Source organism: Pseudomonas sp. GW823-FHT06E10, assembly GCF_058794995.1.
Genome location: NZ_JBXAHJ010000017.1, coordinates 140,180 through 157,506, shown reverse-complemented (window position 1 = coordinate 157,506; position 17,327 = coordinate 140,180). Strand labels below are relative to the sequence as shown.

The window sequence follows — 17,327 nt, the reverse complement described above, 5'->3', positions numbered from 1 at the left end:
GTCAACGCCAACGGCGTCACCGAAACCAGCGAGTGGTACAAGGCCGAAGGCGAGGAAGGCTGCCCGGCGGACCCCCAGGGGTTCGTGCGCAATCTCAAGCGCAAGACCGTGACCCCGGCGAAGTCCGACTACGGCAACGCGCCGCCCCTGCAGACGCGTTACACCTACGGCGAACACCCGAGCCTGATCGACAAGGAAACGTGGCTGGCGCTTAAGAACGAAACGCTGGAGCACATGGTCGATGGTCAAGCAGTGGCAGAGGTGCGCCACCTCAGCCATGACTACATCATCCAGCCAACGGATCCAGCGAGCCATGGCCTGCTCCGCCAAATGACACAAAGACTCAATGGCCAGGACGATACCCTGACCACCACCCGATACACTTACAACGTCACCCGCAACGCTCGCATCAACGCCCTGGTCATGCGAACGGACAGTGAAGTGATCGGTTTCGACGACACGCCAGGCGCGCCCGTTCGCAAAACCATCACCAAAGAAGTCTCGCTGCACAACGGTCAAGAAGTTTCGGTCATGGATGGCACCGACACCGCCATCGCGTACCGCTATGACCGACTCGGCCGGGTCGTCGAAGAAATCGCGTCACCCGGCTCGGTTGCTCACGAAGCCAGACGCACCTACCTCTATACACTCACCAATGGCGGCAATGGTCAACAGGCCACGGAGCGTGTCACTGACGTCAACGGTGTCGAAACCATCAATTACCTGGACGGGTTCAGCCGGGTCATCAGGAACACCCGACGTGATGCCGATGGGATGGGCGGGGACACTGAAAAGTTTCGCGACACCTATCTGGCAACCTATAACAACCGTGGGCATTTAATCACCGAAACCGATATCGACTGGGAAGGTGCGGCCGACAAGCGTTTGCTCAAACGCTTCGAATATGACGCCTGGGGTGCGCAATACAAAGTGATCGGGCCCGATGGCGTGGCGCATGTCACTGAGGTCGATCCGACGACAAACACCCTGTGTACGTGGAGCGAAAGTACCGTTCTTCCCATCAGGCAGGTTGGAAAAACCCGGAACACGCTCAATCTGTTCGGCAAGGAAGACAAGGTCGAAGCGCTGGATGCACAAGGCAAGATGGTCGCTGAACGTCTGTTCCTCTATGACGGCCTGGGGAACTGCGTTGAACAAATCAACGAAATGGGTGAATCCACCCGGTTTGAGTACGACCTGTTTTCCCGACTGCATGTCACCACCTTGCCCGACTACACGGCAATCTGTCGGTCTTATGCAGCGCACAGTGCCGATGAACTGGCGACGAAAATCGAGGCGATCGTCAACGAAGTCCCAGTCAACGTCGGCGAGCAGACTTACGACGGTCTGGAGCGGCGCACCGCATTGGCCGTCGGCAACTATGTTCAGCGTTTCGAATACGAAGCAGGCCGATCTCAAGTCAGCAAGATGATCACCGCCAGCCAAAAAACCATCACCTATGAATACCAGCTCGGACTGGTGGACATGCCGGTGGGCAGCATAGCTCCCGATGAGCAGTCCAGCTTTACCTATGATGAACGGAGCGCGAAGCTGACCCTGTCGCAAAACACCCAGGGCAAACATGTGTTCGGCTACAGCTCTACGGGTGAGTTGCGCAATGAACGCTGGACCGACAATGCATCGAGCAAGGAATGGGAAACCGCCTACAGCCACACGTTGAACGGACGCCCTCTGAGCCGCCTCGACACCAATGGTCTGGCATGCACCTATACCTATGATGACAGCGCCCGGATTAAAACCATCGCGCAGGGTCAATTGCTGGCCAGTTTCGACTACGACCATCTGGGGCGGGCAAACGTAGTCACCACCCGCAATCAACACACCGGCCAAGTGTTGCAAACCACCCTGACCTTCGACGATCAGGGCCGGGAGATCAGCCGTGAAATGTTGCTCGACGGCCACCCCAAACAAACGGTAAGCCAGACCTACCGTAGCGACAGCAAGTTGCGGACCCGGCATTTGCAGGTGGCGGATCAGACCCAATTGCTGGAGACCTTCGACTACGATCCGCGTGGGCGCATGGTGGCCTACTACTGCGATGGCCCCGCCCTGCCCCAGGACCGTTATAAAAACCCGATCAAGGAACAACTGTTCATATTCGACGCGCTGGATAACGTCACCGAGGTCTACACGCAGTTTGCCGATGGAAGCGGCGACGAGTCCATGAGCTATTTTTCACCGCACGACCCGTGTCAATTGGTCGAAGTCACTCACAAGCACCCCGACTACCCCCCCAGTTGCAAGCTCGAGTACGACGGCGATGGCAACCTGCTGCAGGATGAAAACGGTCAGACCCTGCATTACGATAGCCAGGGGCGCTTGTTGCGGGTGAGCGCTGTCGACGGCACCACGGTCAGCCATTACCGGTATGACGCACACAACCATTTACTGGGTGTCACCAAAGCTGGCACGGCAGAAACCTTGCACTTCTATCAGGACGAGCGCCTGGCACGGACCGAACAGGCCGACAAGAAAATCCACTACCTTTACATCGAAGATCAGCCCCTGGGCCAACAGCAACAAGATGACCCGGAGCAGACTCTGCTGCTGTTGACCGACAACAAAAACAGCGTATTGGCCGAAGGCGAGCACGACCAACTGCGCAGAGCGGTGTATGGCGCCTATGGCGAACGCAATCCTGACGATGATCTGAAATGCCTGCTGGGCTTCAACGGCGAAGTGCGTGACGAAATCAGCGGCTGGTATCTGCTGGGCCGTGGTTACCGTGCGTACAACCCGACCTTGATGCGTTTCCACAGCCCGGACTCGTACAGCCCGTTCGGCGCCGGCGGGATCAATCGTTACGCCTATTGCGCCGGCGACCCGATCAACTTCGTCGATCCTACGGGGCACGCCAATCGAGGGACAAACCTGAAAGGGGTGTTTGGCGCATTCCTGGCAAGTGTGGGTATCCTCTTGACCGTCGCGGCGGTTTTCGTCGCCCCACCGATAGGGGTGGCTTCCGGCATTTTCACCGGTTCGTTCACAGCAGTGGGCGTGGGTTTCGGGGGGGTTGCCGTCTACGAAGGAGTCATGGCGACTCACGCGGTGAAGCTGAAAGATCGCGAAAAGTATCAGAAGAACTCGATGGTTGGTGGTTTTATTGACGCCGGACTTGGTTTGGGGGGCTTTTATCTTGCAATAAAAGAGGGCCTAAAAAGGGCAACCGCGGAGGCGGCTCAAAGTTGGCATAATATGGTCAAGTCGAGGCTTTCCGGCTTCAATGACATAACGACTGCAACGACCATGGTTAATAACCAGACTGCTCGCGTAAGTATAGCGACTCGGACGCCACCTCCAGTACCTCCCAAACCAAAACGTTCACCTGCAGCCCGCCCTGCGCGGGAGACAGATCCACTACCAGGACCAAGTCGCCTCCAGCAAACGCCTGTTAATCGGGGACCTGCACCCGCCCCCGAGAATCAACTACCAACTTTTAATTCAGACCCTTCGTCGAGGCGTAGCAATTGGGGTTGGGATGACCTTGCAGCATCTAAAGCTGGTAAAACAAGATATGTTGCTGGTGAACCTGTACCAATGAAATCTGCTTGGGCCGAAGATAATATCCAAATAGAAAGTAAAATTGGTCAAAAACAGGACATCATCGCTAGAGTTGTAAATGTCCGTCAGAGCAACTGAATCAAGGTAATTTAATACGGACTCCAGCTCCACGAAGCGGGAGTCCGTTTTTTATACATACGATAATCCACCTTTTGCAAAAACTGAGAATTCTCTCATATCCCCCGCCCCACCCCATCACTAAACTCCCGCCGTCGAGACGACTCAACAATCATTTCTCGCTCACCCCTCCATGAGCATTTTCCAGCGCTGTCTCGAGCCTATAACGCTGGATTAAAAAACAACTAAGGATTTGTAACATGAAAACTTCTTTACTCGCGCTGCCGCTTGGCCTGGCACTGAGCCTGGCCGCCACTTCGGCATTCGCCAACACCGGCACCATCAACTTCACCGGCAAAATCAGCACCGCCTCCTGCCCGATTGAAATCGTCAACCCGGACAGTGGCGCGGTGAGCAACCTGGTCAATCTGGGTTCGGTCGATAGCGGTGTGTTCACCGGCGTCGGTTCGGTAGGCGGCGGTCGTGGCTTCCAGATGCGCATCACCCCCGGCAGCGGCTGCGTGCTTGACCCGACCAAACTCAATGCAACCGTGACTTACACGTCGGTTCAAGGCGGCGCTGGTGATCACTATGGCATCAAGCCGGTTGCCGGCGCAGCGACGGGCGTTGCGGTAGGCATCAAGGACAACACCAATACCCTGGTGAAAAATGGCACCAAGTCGGCCATCTACCCCCTCAGTGAAACGGACCCGACCTTGATGTATTTCACCGCGGTGTACATCGCCACAGCGGCGACCGTGACAGCCGGTCCTGCCGATGCGGATGTCAACTTCCGCGTCGATATCAACTGATACTTCTTTCATCTGCATGAGCAGCGGGCCACAGCGCCCGTTGCTTTCTGCTGTTTTTTCGATTTAGGGTTTTATCATGTCTGGCTTGACTAACCACTCTGTTCGTTACCGAACAGGGTTACTTGCTGCTTTTTTGCTGAGCGCTACGAGTCTTTGGTTACCTGAAAGTTATGCTGCCCTGACCGTCAGCAATACTCGTGTAGTGTTCGACAGTGACAAACGCAATGTTTCACTGAGTGTCAACAACCCCAGTAACAAACCCTTCGCCGTGCAAACCTGGGTTAACACTGCTGCCGACGATCAGACCACTGCCGTTCCCTTCATCGCCTCTCCACCGCTGTTTCGCTTGAATGCCGGCAAAGAGCAACAAGTTCAAATCAATGCATTGCCCAACACTTTGCCGAAAGATCGCGAATCACTTTTTTATTTCAACGTCCAGGAAATACCGCAACGGGAAAGTGCCGAAGTCAATCAGCTGAACATTTCATTGCGCACACGCATCAAGTTGTTCTATCGCCCAATTGAAATCAAGCGCAATGCCCTGGATGCCTTGAAGGACTTGAGTTGGTCGGTCAAGAAAGTCGACGGTCAAAGTCGCCTGGTGCTGAACAACCCCACCCCGTTTCATGTGTCTTTCGTGCGCATAGAGCTCAATGCGAACGGCCAGACCGTTTCCCTTAAAGACACGCCCATGTCGCTGCCGCTCGAATCCCGGACTTATGAACTGGACGGCTTCAAACCGCGCCCGGGGATGCAGGTGAGCTTCTCGGTAATCACCGATTTCGGCGGATACACCGACCCGATGACGTTGCCGGTTCAATTCGATCTTTAACAGGTGCGGACGTTTGCCATGATTCTTTTTCCGTACCGCAACATAACGCCTGCCCGTCGTCTGTTCGCCGTTTTCATTTTTGCCGGTGGCAGCCTTGCGATGCTGGAGATTCGCCCGGCCGTGGCCGAGGGTGAAGTGGAGTTTCAGTCCAGCTTCATGCGTCAAACCGACAACCGCGCCAGCGATGCCGGCGCATTGGCCTTGAAGTCACTCTCCACGGGCCAGGACCTGCTGCCGGGACGCTATCTGGTGAGCATCGATGTCAATCGCAGTTTCTTTGACCGGCGCGAGATCGAGTTCGTCGCCAATGCCGAAGGCAACGGACTGACACCCTGCCTGTCGGCCCAGCTGATCGCGGAAATCGGTGTGAAGCTCGATGCGCTGGCCGACCCTGAAATGGCGCAGGGAACGTGCATCGATCTGGCACGCCTGGTGCCTGGCGCGTCGGCGCAGCTTGACGGGGGTCAGCTGGCCTTGTCGATTTCCGTTCCGCAAATTGCCATGCGTCGCGATGTGGCCGGTCACGTCGACCCGGATCTTTGGGATTACGGAATCAATTCGGCGTTCATCAACTATCAGGTGTCCGCGCAACAGGGCCACAGCGCTCGCGCCGGCCATAACAGCAGCCAGGACCTGTATTTCAACAGCGGCTTGAACCTGGGGGCGTGGCGCCTGCGCAGCAACAATGTGTTTCGCAGCGACGCCCAGGGTGAACGCACGTGGTCGCGCGCCTATACCTACCTGCAACGGGACGTTCCCGGCACGCATTCGCAACTGACAGTCGGCGAAACCTACACCCCTGGCGATATATTCAGAAGCATTCCGATCAGAGGGGTCCAGGTGGCTTCCGACCTGGGCATGCTGCCCGACTCGCAGCAAAATTATGCCCCGGTGGTGCGGGGTGTGGCGCAGACCCGGGCCAGGCTCGAAATCCGTCAGAACGGTTATCCGATCTACTCCACCTACGTCAGTGCCGGGCCCTATGAAATCAACGACCTGACGACCGCCGGCGGCAGTGGCGAACTGGAAATCATCCTGACCGAAGCCGACGGCCAGGTGCGACGCTTCACCCAACCCTATTCGACGCTCAATAACCTGCTGCGCGAAGGCATCTGGCGCTACAGCGCCAGCCTGGGGCGCTACAACGCACCGACCTACTCGGTGGACGATGCGATGGTTTGGCAAGGAACGCTGGCGACCGGCGTTGGCTGGAATTCGACGCTTTACGGCGGCTTGATGGCCAATGATTTTTATCAGGCCAGCACACTGGGCATCGGCAAAAACCTGGGCGCGCTCGGCGCGCTGTCGCTCGATGCAACACGCTCTTCGGCCGATATCGACACCCGTGACAGCAGCCGTAACGTTCAGGGCATGAGTTATGCGGTCAAGTACGGCAAGACATTTGACACCAGAACCAATCTGCGCTTTGCCGGGTATCGCTACTCGACCGAAGGCTATCGTGACTTCGCCGAAGCCATACGCGAGCGCAGTGCCGACCGTGGTTACCACGGCAGTCGGCGCAGCCTGCTGGAGGCCTCGGTGTTCCAGGACGTCGGCGCCTATAGCTCGCTCAGCCTGACACTGTCCCAGGAAGAATTCTGGCGCTCCGATTATCGGCAGCGACAATTCCAGTTCAACTTCAGCACCCGCCATAACGCCACCAGCTACAACCTGTATGCCTCGCAATCGCTCAATGACCAGCAGTCCAGTGACCGTCAGTTCGGCTTGAGCATTTCAGTGCCACTGGATTTCGGCCGCTCGACCAACGCCACCTTTGACGTGCGGTCTAACCGCGGCTTGTATAGCCAGCGGGCCACCCTGTCGGGACTGACCGAGGGCGACCGCCTCAACTATCGGGCGTCGGTGGCCAACAATGAATATGACGATCAAACCGCCGAATTGGCATTGGGCTACCAGACCTCTGTTGCCAGCATCGGCGCCGGTTTTACTCAAAGTGCGGCGTACAACAATCTGTCGCTCAATGCCAGCGGCGCCTTGTTGCTTCATCCGGACGGGCTGGCGCTCGGCCCGTACCTGGGAGAAACCAGCGGCCTGGCCCATGTTCCGCAGATCCCCGGCGTCGGTCTGGTCAACGCCGCAAGCGTCAAGACCAATGACCAAGGCTACGCCTTGATTCCTTACCTGCAGCCCTATCGGGTGAACCGGGTCATCCTCGACACCGACCAACTCGATCCCAATGTGGAGATCGACAATGGCATCGCCCAGGTAGTGCCTCGTCGAGGCGCCGTGGTGAAGGTGGCATTTCCTGCCCGAGTCGTACAACGCCTGGTATTGACCGCTCGTGACAGCCTTGGCGCTCCCCTGCCCTTTGGTGCGCAGGTCAGCAATGACGATGGCGAAGTACTCGGCATTGTCGGCCAGGCTGGCCAGGTGCTTCTGAGCACCGTCGATGGTGTGCAAACCCTGACTGTGCAATGGGGCAACGCGGTCACCGAGCAATGCCTGCTGCAGGTCGATGTTCAGGCAATGCCCATGGAGCAGGGGTATCGGGTTCAGGACCTGACTTGCCGCTGATGTAACCCCTCGTCCTTCAACACCCGGTGCGCCTGTACGCGCGCCGGGTGCTTTTTTCAGGAACACAGCATGTCGAAAAAAATACTCTCAGGCGTTCTGCTCACGCTCGCCACCTGTGGACTGTTGCCCGTCAATTCAGCTTACGCCAACGGCTGCTACTGGGCTAACGGCAATGCCGGTCCGATCAACTATGTCGCCAACATGGATGTGCAATACATTCCTCGAGACGCCAAAATCGGCGATCCGATCGGTCCGATCGAGCGACCATTTCATCTGAGTGGCGGTGGCTTGTCTGTTTTTTGTATAACGGACGGTGCGCGGCTGACGTTCAATGCCATGGCAACCGCCCCACCGGCACCCGGCCCGGCACCAAGACTGAACGGTGCTCCGGCGAGCGGAACGGTGCTTGCCACCAATATCGATGGCGTTGGAGCACTGATCAAACTGGGCAGTCCGTATGACGGAGCCACCCCTGGCTTCTGGAAGCTCAACTCGGTTGACAGTACGGTGCCCTTCGACGGCTACATCGACTTCAGCACACCGTTCGCGCTGCAGCATTCGGTGCTACGCGGCACGGTCACACTCATAAAAACCGGGCGGATCGGCCGAGGCACGCACCTGCTGGAGTCCAGCAATGAAATGTTCAAGGCCTCCTTCACCGACGTGCCCAATGCTTTCAGCCTGGCCTTGAGCGGCTCGGTCACCCAGGCAGAATGCACATTGTCCACCAACCCGGTGAGTGCCGACCCGGTCAAGCTTGGCGAATGGCCAGACACCGACTTCAAGGGCGAGGGTCATACCACCCTGGCTGTTCCTTTCAGCATTGCATTGAACTCCTGCATTTCCGACCCGTCGGGCGGGTTCGTGGCCAAAGCGCGTATTCGGCTGGACCCGGTGGCGGGCTCCACCACGCTGGATGCCGGCAAGGGTTTGTTCAGTCTGGGCAGTGGTGCCACCGCCAAGGGTGTCGGTATTCAGATACTGGAACACGATGCCATGACGCCCGTGGAATTGGAGAGCGATGTAGAACAAGGCAACATTCCGGCCAGCGGCGGCATGCTCCTGGAATTCAACGCCCGTTATTATCAGACCGGCCCGACCTCGGACGTCTCGGCGGGTTCGGCGAATGCGTCACTGGCCTTTACCATTACCTACATGTAAGCCTCCCCCCCGGCAGGTCCGCTTGCCGGGGGGCGAGCCCCTTGATCACACAATCAATTTTATCTGCATCGTCCTGAAAGGACGGTAGCTATGGCCCTGATCAAAACTGACGCCGGCGTACAAGGTGAACGTGCTGTTGAGTGCCAGCGCCGCAACGTAATCCTTGGGCAAAGGGGTGGAGAACTTCCCGCCACCGGAAATCGGGGTCGGTCCAGCAGTGAGAAAGTCGGTCTTAACCGAGGCCGCCACCGCCCACACGTTGATCAACTGTGAGTCCGTATGGTACGCCCACTCTTCTATCTGGATATTCGCGCCCGACTGGGCAACGGTGGCCTTGGAGAGCGTCGCCGGGGAGCCGATCTGCGCCTTGTCGCATTCGACCGAACCGAAGGACGTTGACGATATTTCATCGATGCTCAGGGTGAAGGTCGCGGAAACGCTGGTACCGGCCCGATAACGGACCTCGACCTTGCGGCCATCGCCCTGGACCGGAATGTTTGCCGCGACGATGGCAGCCGCAATGGCGAACTCCAGCCCCCCGGTGACAGTCGGCCTGACGCCCACCACAGAACCGACCCCACTTTCGCCACCCAGTCCGATGAAATCCACGGTCACCTCTTCTCCCGGGTCGATTTCGTCCTTGGGCACCACCACCGTGATGCCGCTTACGCCTCTGAATGGATTCAACACACCGGTGCCAGCGGGTGAACTCGACGCTTCCTTGACCGTGGGAAATTTGCGCGGGGTGGGTGGGCGGATATTGACGATGAGCTCGACCGGTCTGGACAACACATCGTCGCCGTTGCCCGCCCTGTCACGCACCCGATAGGTTGCAAAAAAATTACCGTTGGTACGGCGAAGCAGATCACCGGAAAAGACCACCTGCACAGGCTTGCCCAGGTCAGCTTCAGCGAGTGTTTTTGTATAAGCGACTTGCTGCCCGCCCGGGGAAGTTTCCAAATAAACGCTGATCACATCCCCTACCTTTTTTGTGTTGTAGTCGGGCAGCGTTGCCAACACCTGATCGTTGTTGGCCGGGTCGGCGAGGTAAGCGGCGGTGATGGCGTTGGGCGGCAGGACTTCGGGCGGGAAAATCAGCTTGCTGTCAGCTGCGAGCAAGGGCTGTTGTGTATCAAGTGTCAACGGCAGGTCGAATGAATCCGCTGACGCGCCGTTGAAAATCGTCACCCTGTAATTGAACAGGTGTTCGCCATCGTTATTGCGCAACCAAGCCTGGGGTATTTCGAGATAACGATCCGTGTTCTCGATCGGCTGGTTCCACCGGCGAGTCACCAGTGCATTCGGGTTGCCATCAACGAACAGCTCGACTGTTTCCTCGGCAATTTCGGGATGGGAGTTCTCCGCTACGGTAAACCAGACTTTCAGATCGGTATGGGTCAATGCCTCCGGCAACAGATTGGTTTCACCGCCCGGAACATCCGGCAGTAGCCCATCGATCTTGGGCGGGGGCATTTCCGGGTTGCGGGAAGAGCGGACACTGCTGGACTTGACCATGAACAAAACTCCTCGAAAAAAACAAAGAAGAAAAACCCCCGACAGGTTTCTCTTCTTTGCCTCATGAAAAGAACATTGAACCGGTAGTGCATTGGCCTACAGACGGGTCGAGATCAAGCCAAATGTTTACCAGCTATAGCGCGCGCCCACGTTGAAGCCCCAAGGCTGCTCTATCTTGTCGCCATTGCTGTATTCAAGGTCCACATGCGTGGAAACCTTGTCAGTCACCGCCATGGCCACGCCCGCGCCCAACTCGCCACGAGAGCCCGACAGGTCGGTACTGAAACGGTTGTCATTGACCTCGACATCGCTGTTCTTGGCAAACTCGTGTACGTACGCGGCACGCAGGTACGGCTGGACCGTTTTACCTTGCGCCCAGGTAAAGTTGCGACCCACCGTGGTACCCACTTTACCGAGCAAGGAATGCACACGATCACCTTTGGCGGCCAGGCCGTTGTCCAGGTCGTAATCGGCGCCATCGATCATCACACCGGACAGTTGAGCGTAGGGCTCGACAAAGTAGTCATCCGCCAGCTTGATGTTTCGCCCAAACTCCAGCGACGCACCGATGCCGTCAGTGTCGTAATTGCCCTTGGTTTTCTTGCCGTCGCTGAGTCGAACGTCGGATTCGTTCTGGAACCGGTTGTATTTGACGACACCGTCGAAGTAATAGCCGCTCTGCGCGTCCAGCCAGGTGGTATAGGCACCCAGGTAGTAGCTGTCGACTTCACCGCTCGTGCCACGGCTCATGTCCAGGTCGGACTGGCTGTAACCGCCGAGCACACCGACCAGCCATTGCCCGTCGCCCATGGGCAGCGGCGCATCGGCACCGAACGAAATACCTTGCTGGGTTTGCTTGTAGGCTACGCCGGCGCTGTCACTCACGTTGTATTTATTGCCGTAGGCACGGATCCAGCCACCGGCCTTGCCCTGATCCATGCGCACCTCGCCCATGCGGGTGCGCAACGTGCTGAGTTCACCGTACCAGACCGTCGGGGCCGCGTTGAACAACGCCATGACCGACTGTGTACCAGGGCTGATCGCCCGTGTGGCCGTGTCCAGGACCCAGTCGTTGTCGCCTTGCTTGATCAGGTCGTAGGAAAACGCCCCGAGGTCCACGGCACCACCGGCCAAGGCAAAGGTGGCGTCACCCGAGCCGATACTCACCACGGCCTTGGAGCCTGCCCCTACCGGTTCAGTGCCCTGGCTGTCGAGGGCGACAAGATGGTTGCCACTGGCATTGCCAGACACGGTCAGGGTATCCACCTGCCCGGTGGTGAAGTCGTTGTGCATATAGAACGTTCCCCCCGTACCCGACAGGGTTTCCACGGAGAGATTGAAATACTGCCCCGGGTTGCCGAACTGGACGCCACCGCCGTTTAGCGAAAGGTTTTTGACACTGCCGTCACCGACCATCACCCAGCGTGCATCGTTGTTGACGGTCAGGTTCTCGACGTTTTCCAGGCGCCCGGTCAAGGTTGCGGCGCGGTCCAGCAGCACTTCGGCGCTGCTGCCGTCGGCCACGACGATATCGCCGACGAGGTGACTGTTGTTGACCGCGAAGTTGGCCGCCGCGCCATTGAGCACTTCCAGCAATATGCCGTTGCCACCTTTGAGCGTGGAACCATTATTGACCTCGATATTGACCTGCTCACTGTTGGTCTGGTTCACGCCTTGTATAACAATCGCCGAGCCATTGACTCCCTCGACATGGCTGTTGTTCAAAACCAGCGCATCGTCGGTAATCAAATCATTGCTGAACAGCCTGACCCCATTGAGCCCACCCATGACGGTGCCGTCAGTGGCGGATATTCTGCTGCCAAACGCTTCGATGCCGATGCTGGCGGCATTGGTACCGATGACGCGTGCACCGGATTGCAGCGTCAGTTGGCTCTCGGCGCTGACGGTGGCGCCACGGTTACCACCGACGATTTCACTGTCGCTGACCGTCGCACTCGAGGCTGACCTGCCAGCACGTATCAGACTCAACCCGGTGCTGGCGCTGACCACTCTGCTTTTATTGGCAATAGTCGCCTCGCTCCCGGACAGCCGAACGCCATTGGCGGTACCCGTTGCATTGACCGCCGTGCCGTTGAGCGTCACCTTCGAACCGGTTTGCGCGCTAATTTCCCGGGTGGTGGCGCCATTCGCCGTCAGGCTGGCCGCGTTGATCAGTCGATACTCATCAGCCGCAACAGAGCCGTCGATGGTTTTGCTCCGGCCATCAATCAAGTCCGCCAGCGCGCTTGGGGCAATCAGGAATAATGGCGTCAACGTGGCCAGTTTGAACCAGTACGCAAGCGGTGTGACGGGAAATGAATGAGTGAGTCGCATAGGGTCGCTCCTGAATACACCAACGGACTGTAAATTCGCGCCGACAGGATGCCGTTGAACCGGGTCGGGCGGTTTAGGGACGGCGATCCTAAGTAAAATGCGTACTTGCGGTATGTAGGATTTATCCTCAAAACGCTTGGCACCGCTCAACGGGCCGTTTGGTTTGAGTGTGAACAAACCTGCCGCCGGATCCGGGTCGATACGAACCGAAGCAGTCCGTGCCGACCCGGCATAATCAAGCTAAGGGCCCGTAATCGGGCAGGATCCCGTCGGTGTGCTGAACGCTGTGCGAACGATCCACGGCTCCGATTCAATGTCTTCGGTGCCGTCATTGAAGAAATACTGAATCTTCAGGCGACCTACACGAGTTGGGTTTTCGTCGTAAAGCGGCAGGATATGTTTATCGTACGGCTGCACTAGAAACGTGAATCCCGTCACCGGGAACCCGGTGGTACCGAGCGTAAAGTCCGCCTCGAACTCCGCGCCGATAATCGGATCCTCGGCGGAGCCCAGGTTGCCTCTCATGGGTGTGACGATGACACTGATCTTGTCCCCCGACACAAGCAAACCGGTCAGGTCCGGCATATCGGCTTTGAGCGATCCATCCGGTTCCAGAGCGCCACAACGCGGGAAGCCATCGGGAACGGGAATGGTGGGAAAACTCGCACGGGGCAGCTCTACTGCAATCGCATTGACCACGACATTCGTTGTTGGCGAGTACAGATCGTTCACCAGGCCCGGCGCGCTCACCCGGTAGTGGACGGGCACCGGATTACCGTTGCCGCCCTTTTTGATGTACGACCAGGGAATGTCGACCTGGTAAGGACCGCCCGGCACATGCTCGGGATCGGCATCGTCAAATTTGACCTGCGCCTCGACCACACGCTCGCCGTTCCAGTAAAAGTCGATGATGTGGCCATTCTTCGCGTCGCTGTACCAATCGAAGTGGTAGGTGGCGTCCTTGTCCTTATCGGCCCGGGTCAGTTCATTGGTCCGGGTCGCATCGAAGTTCTTGACTTCACCTTCGAGCAGGCCCGGGTGGATCGGGTTGGGCCAGTCTACCGGCGGCCATGGGTCGGGCCATGGCACAGCCACCTCAAAGTTGACGTCAAAGTCGTCACCCACTGGACCGAACAAGCGTCCCTGGCGAACAACGTGGTAGCTTACCCGCGTTGATTTCACCCCGGTCGTCGTCCGTCCATAGTCTTCAAGCATCAGGTTGTTGGGCAACACCTGTATTTCAATATCCGAGGGTGGAACGCTTCCCAGATCGTGGTCGCCCAAGACCTGAGCTCCCCACTGCAAACGAATGCGATCCCCGCCTTTGGCGTTGTCAAACCTGAAGATCCATGTACTCACACCGTGAGCAACATGCTGCATGTTCAAGGGGCCGGGGTTGGCTTGCGGCACACGCGGCGCGAACAAGTTGGTGGGCAACGGGCCGAACGTGAGGCTGACTTTTTTGTAAAGCGCCGGCGGGCTGTCGTTGAACGCTTTATCGCGCAAGGCATAGGTAACCAGCGCCTTGGCATCACCAAACGCGCGGATCTTGTTCGCGTCAATGTCGACTTTGCTATCGGTGACGCCCGGTGCGGGCGCCGGCCCGACATAAATCGGGGGGGTAGTGGTGGGGTCTTCCGGGATGTTGTCTTCATCAACCAGGTACACGGCAATTACATCAGTGGCTTGCCAATCCCCGTAGCCAGGGATGGTCATGGACAATTTGCCATCGACCGGCAGCAACACATCGTCGAGGTAGTCCCCTGCAAATACCGGCGCCTTTGGCGCATCGTGTTTATAAGGCGGTAGTCGATCGCAAATGACCGTGGTGATCAAGGAGTCAAATTCGTCCTCCGCAAAATCAAACAGTTTGTAGCGCAGGCGGCACGTCGCGTCATCCGGCAGCGCATTGGTCGGGATTAACATGTCAAACGGAAAGGTTTCGGGATACGTGCCACCATCGGTTGGCATCGTGAACACATGAGAGGCTACTGTTGAAAAGGTGCCTGAACCAGGGTCAATCTGCAGTTCGACTGTTTCTTCCATACCAGCGAGTGGCGCCTTGTTTTCCCACTCCGGGACTTTGACCTTGAGCCCGCCATTGTCCTTCAGTCTTGGCCCATGGAGGAGCTTGGTTGCGGCGTCCGCAAAAGCGTCCGAGGCAATAATCAACTCCATGTCGGCAAGCTTTGCCCGATACTTGGAGCGCATTTTCAGATAGGCGCTGTTCGCTTCCTGTTGCGCCCGGATGTCCTGATCGATCGACATGCTCTTACCCTCCTGTCACGCCATTTGAGCCATAGGCAGCGCTACGGCTGATCCATAGGTCAACAGCGTGGGCGTTGCGGGCAAGCCAAAAAATGGTCCAGCGCAGCAAGCCAAACTGACCTTGGGCGGATTAAACGCTCATGAAAAAAAAAGCGATACTGTCAAAGTTGACAGGTGGGTGCCGATTCCCTGCGCAGGAAGGATGGGGGGCGCAGGGTTCAAAACGGTGAAGAAGAGCTCAAGACCGCGACGAAAAAATCAGGCCCGCCGCCCTTCAAGCATATTCGTCGCACACATCACGATACGTCGGCAGGCGTCCGCCAGCTTCGGCCGATCCACCACCAGACCGATGCGAATATGCCCCGCCGCACTCGGCCCGAAGGCTTCGCCGGCCAGCACCGACACGCCATAACCGTCCAGCAGCCGCTCGGCAAAATGTTGGGCGGACAACCCGGTCTGGCGCACGTCGACCATCACGAACATGCCGCCATCGGGGCGAATCGCCTGGATGCCAGGGCACAGATTCAAACTGGCACACACCAGGTCGCGACGCTGGCGATATTCCTCACGCATCTGCGCCACGTGCGGCAGGTTTTCATCCAGCGCCAATTGCGCGGCGTTCTGGATGAAGTCCGGAATGCCGAACAGCATGCACAACGACAGATTCACCAAATGTTCACACAGCGATTGCGGCCCGATGACCCAGCCCACCCGCCAGCCACTCATGGCGTGGGATTTCGACAGGCTATTGATCGTCGCCGTGCGTTCGGCCATGCCCGGTAAACTCGCGGGGCTGATGTGCTCGCCCTCGAACAGCAACTCGCTGTACACCTCGTCGCTGATCAACCACAGGTCATGGCGAATGCACAATGCGGCCAGCGCTTTCCAGGCCGTCAGCGACAGGCTGGCGCCGGAGGGGTTGTTCGGGCTGTTGAGCAACATCGCGCGGGTGTTCGGCGTGATCAGTGCCGCGACATCGGCCGGATCGACCCGAAAGCCGTTCTGCGAGCGCACCGGCACCGGCACCACTTTCGCCCCGCAGGCACCGAACACGCCTTCGTAGGTCACGTACATCGGCTCGGCGACGAGCACTTCGTCCCCCGGGTCGAGCAGGCATTGCGCAACCGAATACACCGCGCACTGCGCCCCGGGGAATACGATCACGTGCTGCGCATCCACGGCCTGGCCGCTGCGCCGGCGATGATGGCGGGCGATGCTGTCGCGCAGGCCTTGGCTGCCGCGCACCGCCGGGTAGTGCGTGTCGCCGGCCAGCAAACTGCCAATCGCGGCCTGGACGATGGGTTGTGGGGTGTCGAAATCCGGGTCGCCGATCGATAGCAGCAAGACATCGACACCCTGCTCGCGCAGCGCCAGCGCTCGATCGTGAATCCGCCAGGCTGCCGCTCCGTCACCGGCGATTCGTTGGGTCAAGGCTGAGTAGCGCATGGCGTTCTCCTGTCGCGCGTGTTCCTGGCCACAACCCTATCTCAAATCGCGCAACACGGCACCTCGCGAGCGCGTGTTTAATGGTGTTTAAGGTTACTTCATGAAAGCCACAGGACCTTGCGCCGTTGCCTACGCTTGCGCCAGAATCCGCCGGCTTGTGCGCTTGGGAGGCCATCGGTAACTTGATTCGTGTCACTGCTCATCAGTGATCGGGTTTAGCAGCCCGGTGGTTTTCTAGTGAAGTGCATAGGCGCTATCAGTCAGGCATTCCCATGTCTGCACTCGATGGTAGCTGTGCGCAGGGCGCCTTCGGGCGCGCCGGTTTACTAGATCCCCGGTCTGCTAACCTGCGTACAGCTGCCTCCTCTTTCGTTTAGCAGCAAAAGGGATGGCACTCCATATAAGGATCTAGTTGATGTTCAAGGTCACACCCAACCCGCCGGACACCGATCCGGTGTCCCCGTACGAACCCGATTCAAAAAAGCTCAACGAAGCCGCCGAACGCGCCCTCGCCTTTCACTTCCCCTCGATCGCCGACATCAAAGCCACGCCGCGTACTCCCGGCACACTGTTTACCGTGAACCCTGAAGCCACCACCGAAACCCTGGTGGTTTACCTGGTGGAAACGCTCGCCTCAGTCGACGTGATGGTTCACCAGTTGGTGGATCATCTGGACGGCGGGTCGCGCAATGCGCTGCTGGGGATTTCCAACAGCGTGATGCTGGCGGAGATCACGGCGAACCGGGTGCTGGATCAGATTGATCCGCCTGAATAGTCCGCCAACA

Annotated in this window: 10 protein-coding genes; 6 read left to right on the top strand and 4 right to left on the bottom strand. The window is 58.1% G+C overall.

Going from position 1 to position 17,327, the window contains the following annotated elements:
- Positions 1 to 84 precede the first annotated feature (84 nt).
- The 5 genes from AC1Q6Y_RS24215 (at position 85) to AC1Q6Y_RS24195 (ending at position 8,979) form a co-directional block, all read left to right on the top strand.
- The gene (locus tag AC1Q6Y_RS24215) at positions 85 to 3,660 is read left to right on the top strand and encodes an RHS repeat-associated core domain-containing protein (protein ID WP_492625313.1); all 3,576 of its coding nucleotides are present in this window, start codon (positions 85 to 87) and stop codon (positions 3,658 to 3,660) included.
- Positions 3,661 to 3,899: 239 nt separating this feature from the next.
- Positions 3,900 to 4,451, top strand: a complete 552-nt coding sequence (locus AC1Q6Y_RS24210; protein ID WP_492625312.1) for a fimbrial protein — start codon at positions 3,900 to 3,902, stop codon at positions 4,449 to 4,451.
- A 76-nt stretch (positions 4,452 to 4,527) separates the two neighbouring features.
- On the top strand, positions 4,528 to 5,283 hold the full coding sequence (locus tag AC1Q6Y_RS24205; RefSeq protein ID WP_492625311.1) for a fimbrial biogenesis chaperone: 756 nt from the start codon (positions 4,528 to 4,530) through the stop codon (positions 5,281 to 5,283).
- 18 nt (positions 5,284 to 5,301) lie between these two features.
- Positions 5,302 to 7,818 carry a fimbria/pilus outer membrane usher protein gene (locus tag AC1Q6Y_RS24200; protein ID WP_492625310.1) on the top strand — a complete coding sequence of 839 codons (2,517 nt, stop codon included), beginning with the start codon at positions 5,302 to 5,304 and terminating at the stop codon, positions 7,816 to 7,818.
- 69 nt (positions 7,819 to 7,887) lie between these two features.
- Positions 7,888 to 8,979 carry a fimbrial protein gene (locus AC1Q6Y_RS24195; RefSeq protein ID WP_492625309.1) on the top strand — a complete coding sequence of 364 codons (1,092 nt, stop codon included), beginning with the start codon at positions 7,888 to 7,890 and terminating at the stop codon, positions 8,977 to 8,979.
- 45 nt (positions 8,980 to 9,024) lie between these two features.
- Here the strand turns inward: AC1Q6Y_RS24195 and AC1Q6Y_RS24190 are convergent, their stop codons facing one another.
- The 4 genes from AC1Q6Y_RS24190 to AC1Q6Y_RS24175 all read right to left on the bottom strand — a co-directional run bounded on the left by AC1Q6Y_RS24190 (position 9,025) and on the right by AC1Q6Y_RS24175 (position 16,542).
- Complete coding sequence (locus AC1Q6Y_RS24190; RefSeq protein WP_492625308.1) at positions 9,025 to 10,494, bottom strand: hypothetical protein; 1,470 nt, start codon at positions 10,492 to 10,494, stop codon at positions 9,025 to 9,027.
- Between the two features lie 126 nt (positions 10,495 to 10,620).
- Positions 10,621 to 12,828: an autotransporter outer membrane beta-barrel domain-containing protein gene (locus AC1Q6Y_RS24185; protein WP_492625307.1), complete on the bottom strand. Its 2,208-nt coding sequence runs from the start codon at positions 12,826 to 12,828 to the stop codon at positions 10,621 to 10,623.
- A 240-nt stretch (positions 12,829 to 13,068) separates the two neighbouring features.
- A complete protein-coding gene (locus AC1Q6Y_RS24180; protein ID WP_492625306.1) occupies positions 13,069 to 15,096 on the bottom strand; it encodes a hypothetical protein in 2,028 nt (675 codons plus the stop codon).
- Positions 15,097 to 15,354: 258 nt separating this feature from the next.
- Positions 15,355 to 16,542, bottom strand: coding sequence for a pyridoxal phosphate-dependent aminotransferase (locus AC1Q6Y_RS24175; protein WP_492625305.1), 1,188 nt, complete (start codon positions 16,540 to 16,542; stop codon positions 15,355 to 15,357).
- Positions 16,543 to 16,957: 415 nt separating this feature from the next.
- Between AC1Q6Y_RS24175 and AC1Q6Y_RS24170 the strand changes: the two genes are divergently transcribed.
- Positions 16,958 to 17,317: a DUF6124 family protein gene (locus tag AC1Q6Y_RS24170; RefSeq protein WP_340312060.1), complete on the top strand. Its 360-nt coding sequence runs from the start codon at positions 16,958 to 16,960 to the stop codon at positions 17,315 to 17,317.
- The last annotated feature ends 10 nt before the right edge of the window (positions 17,318 to 17,327 follow it).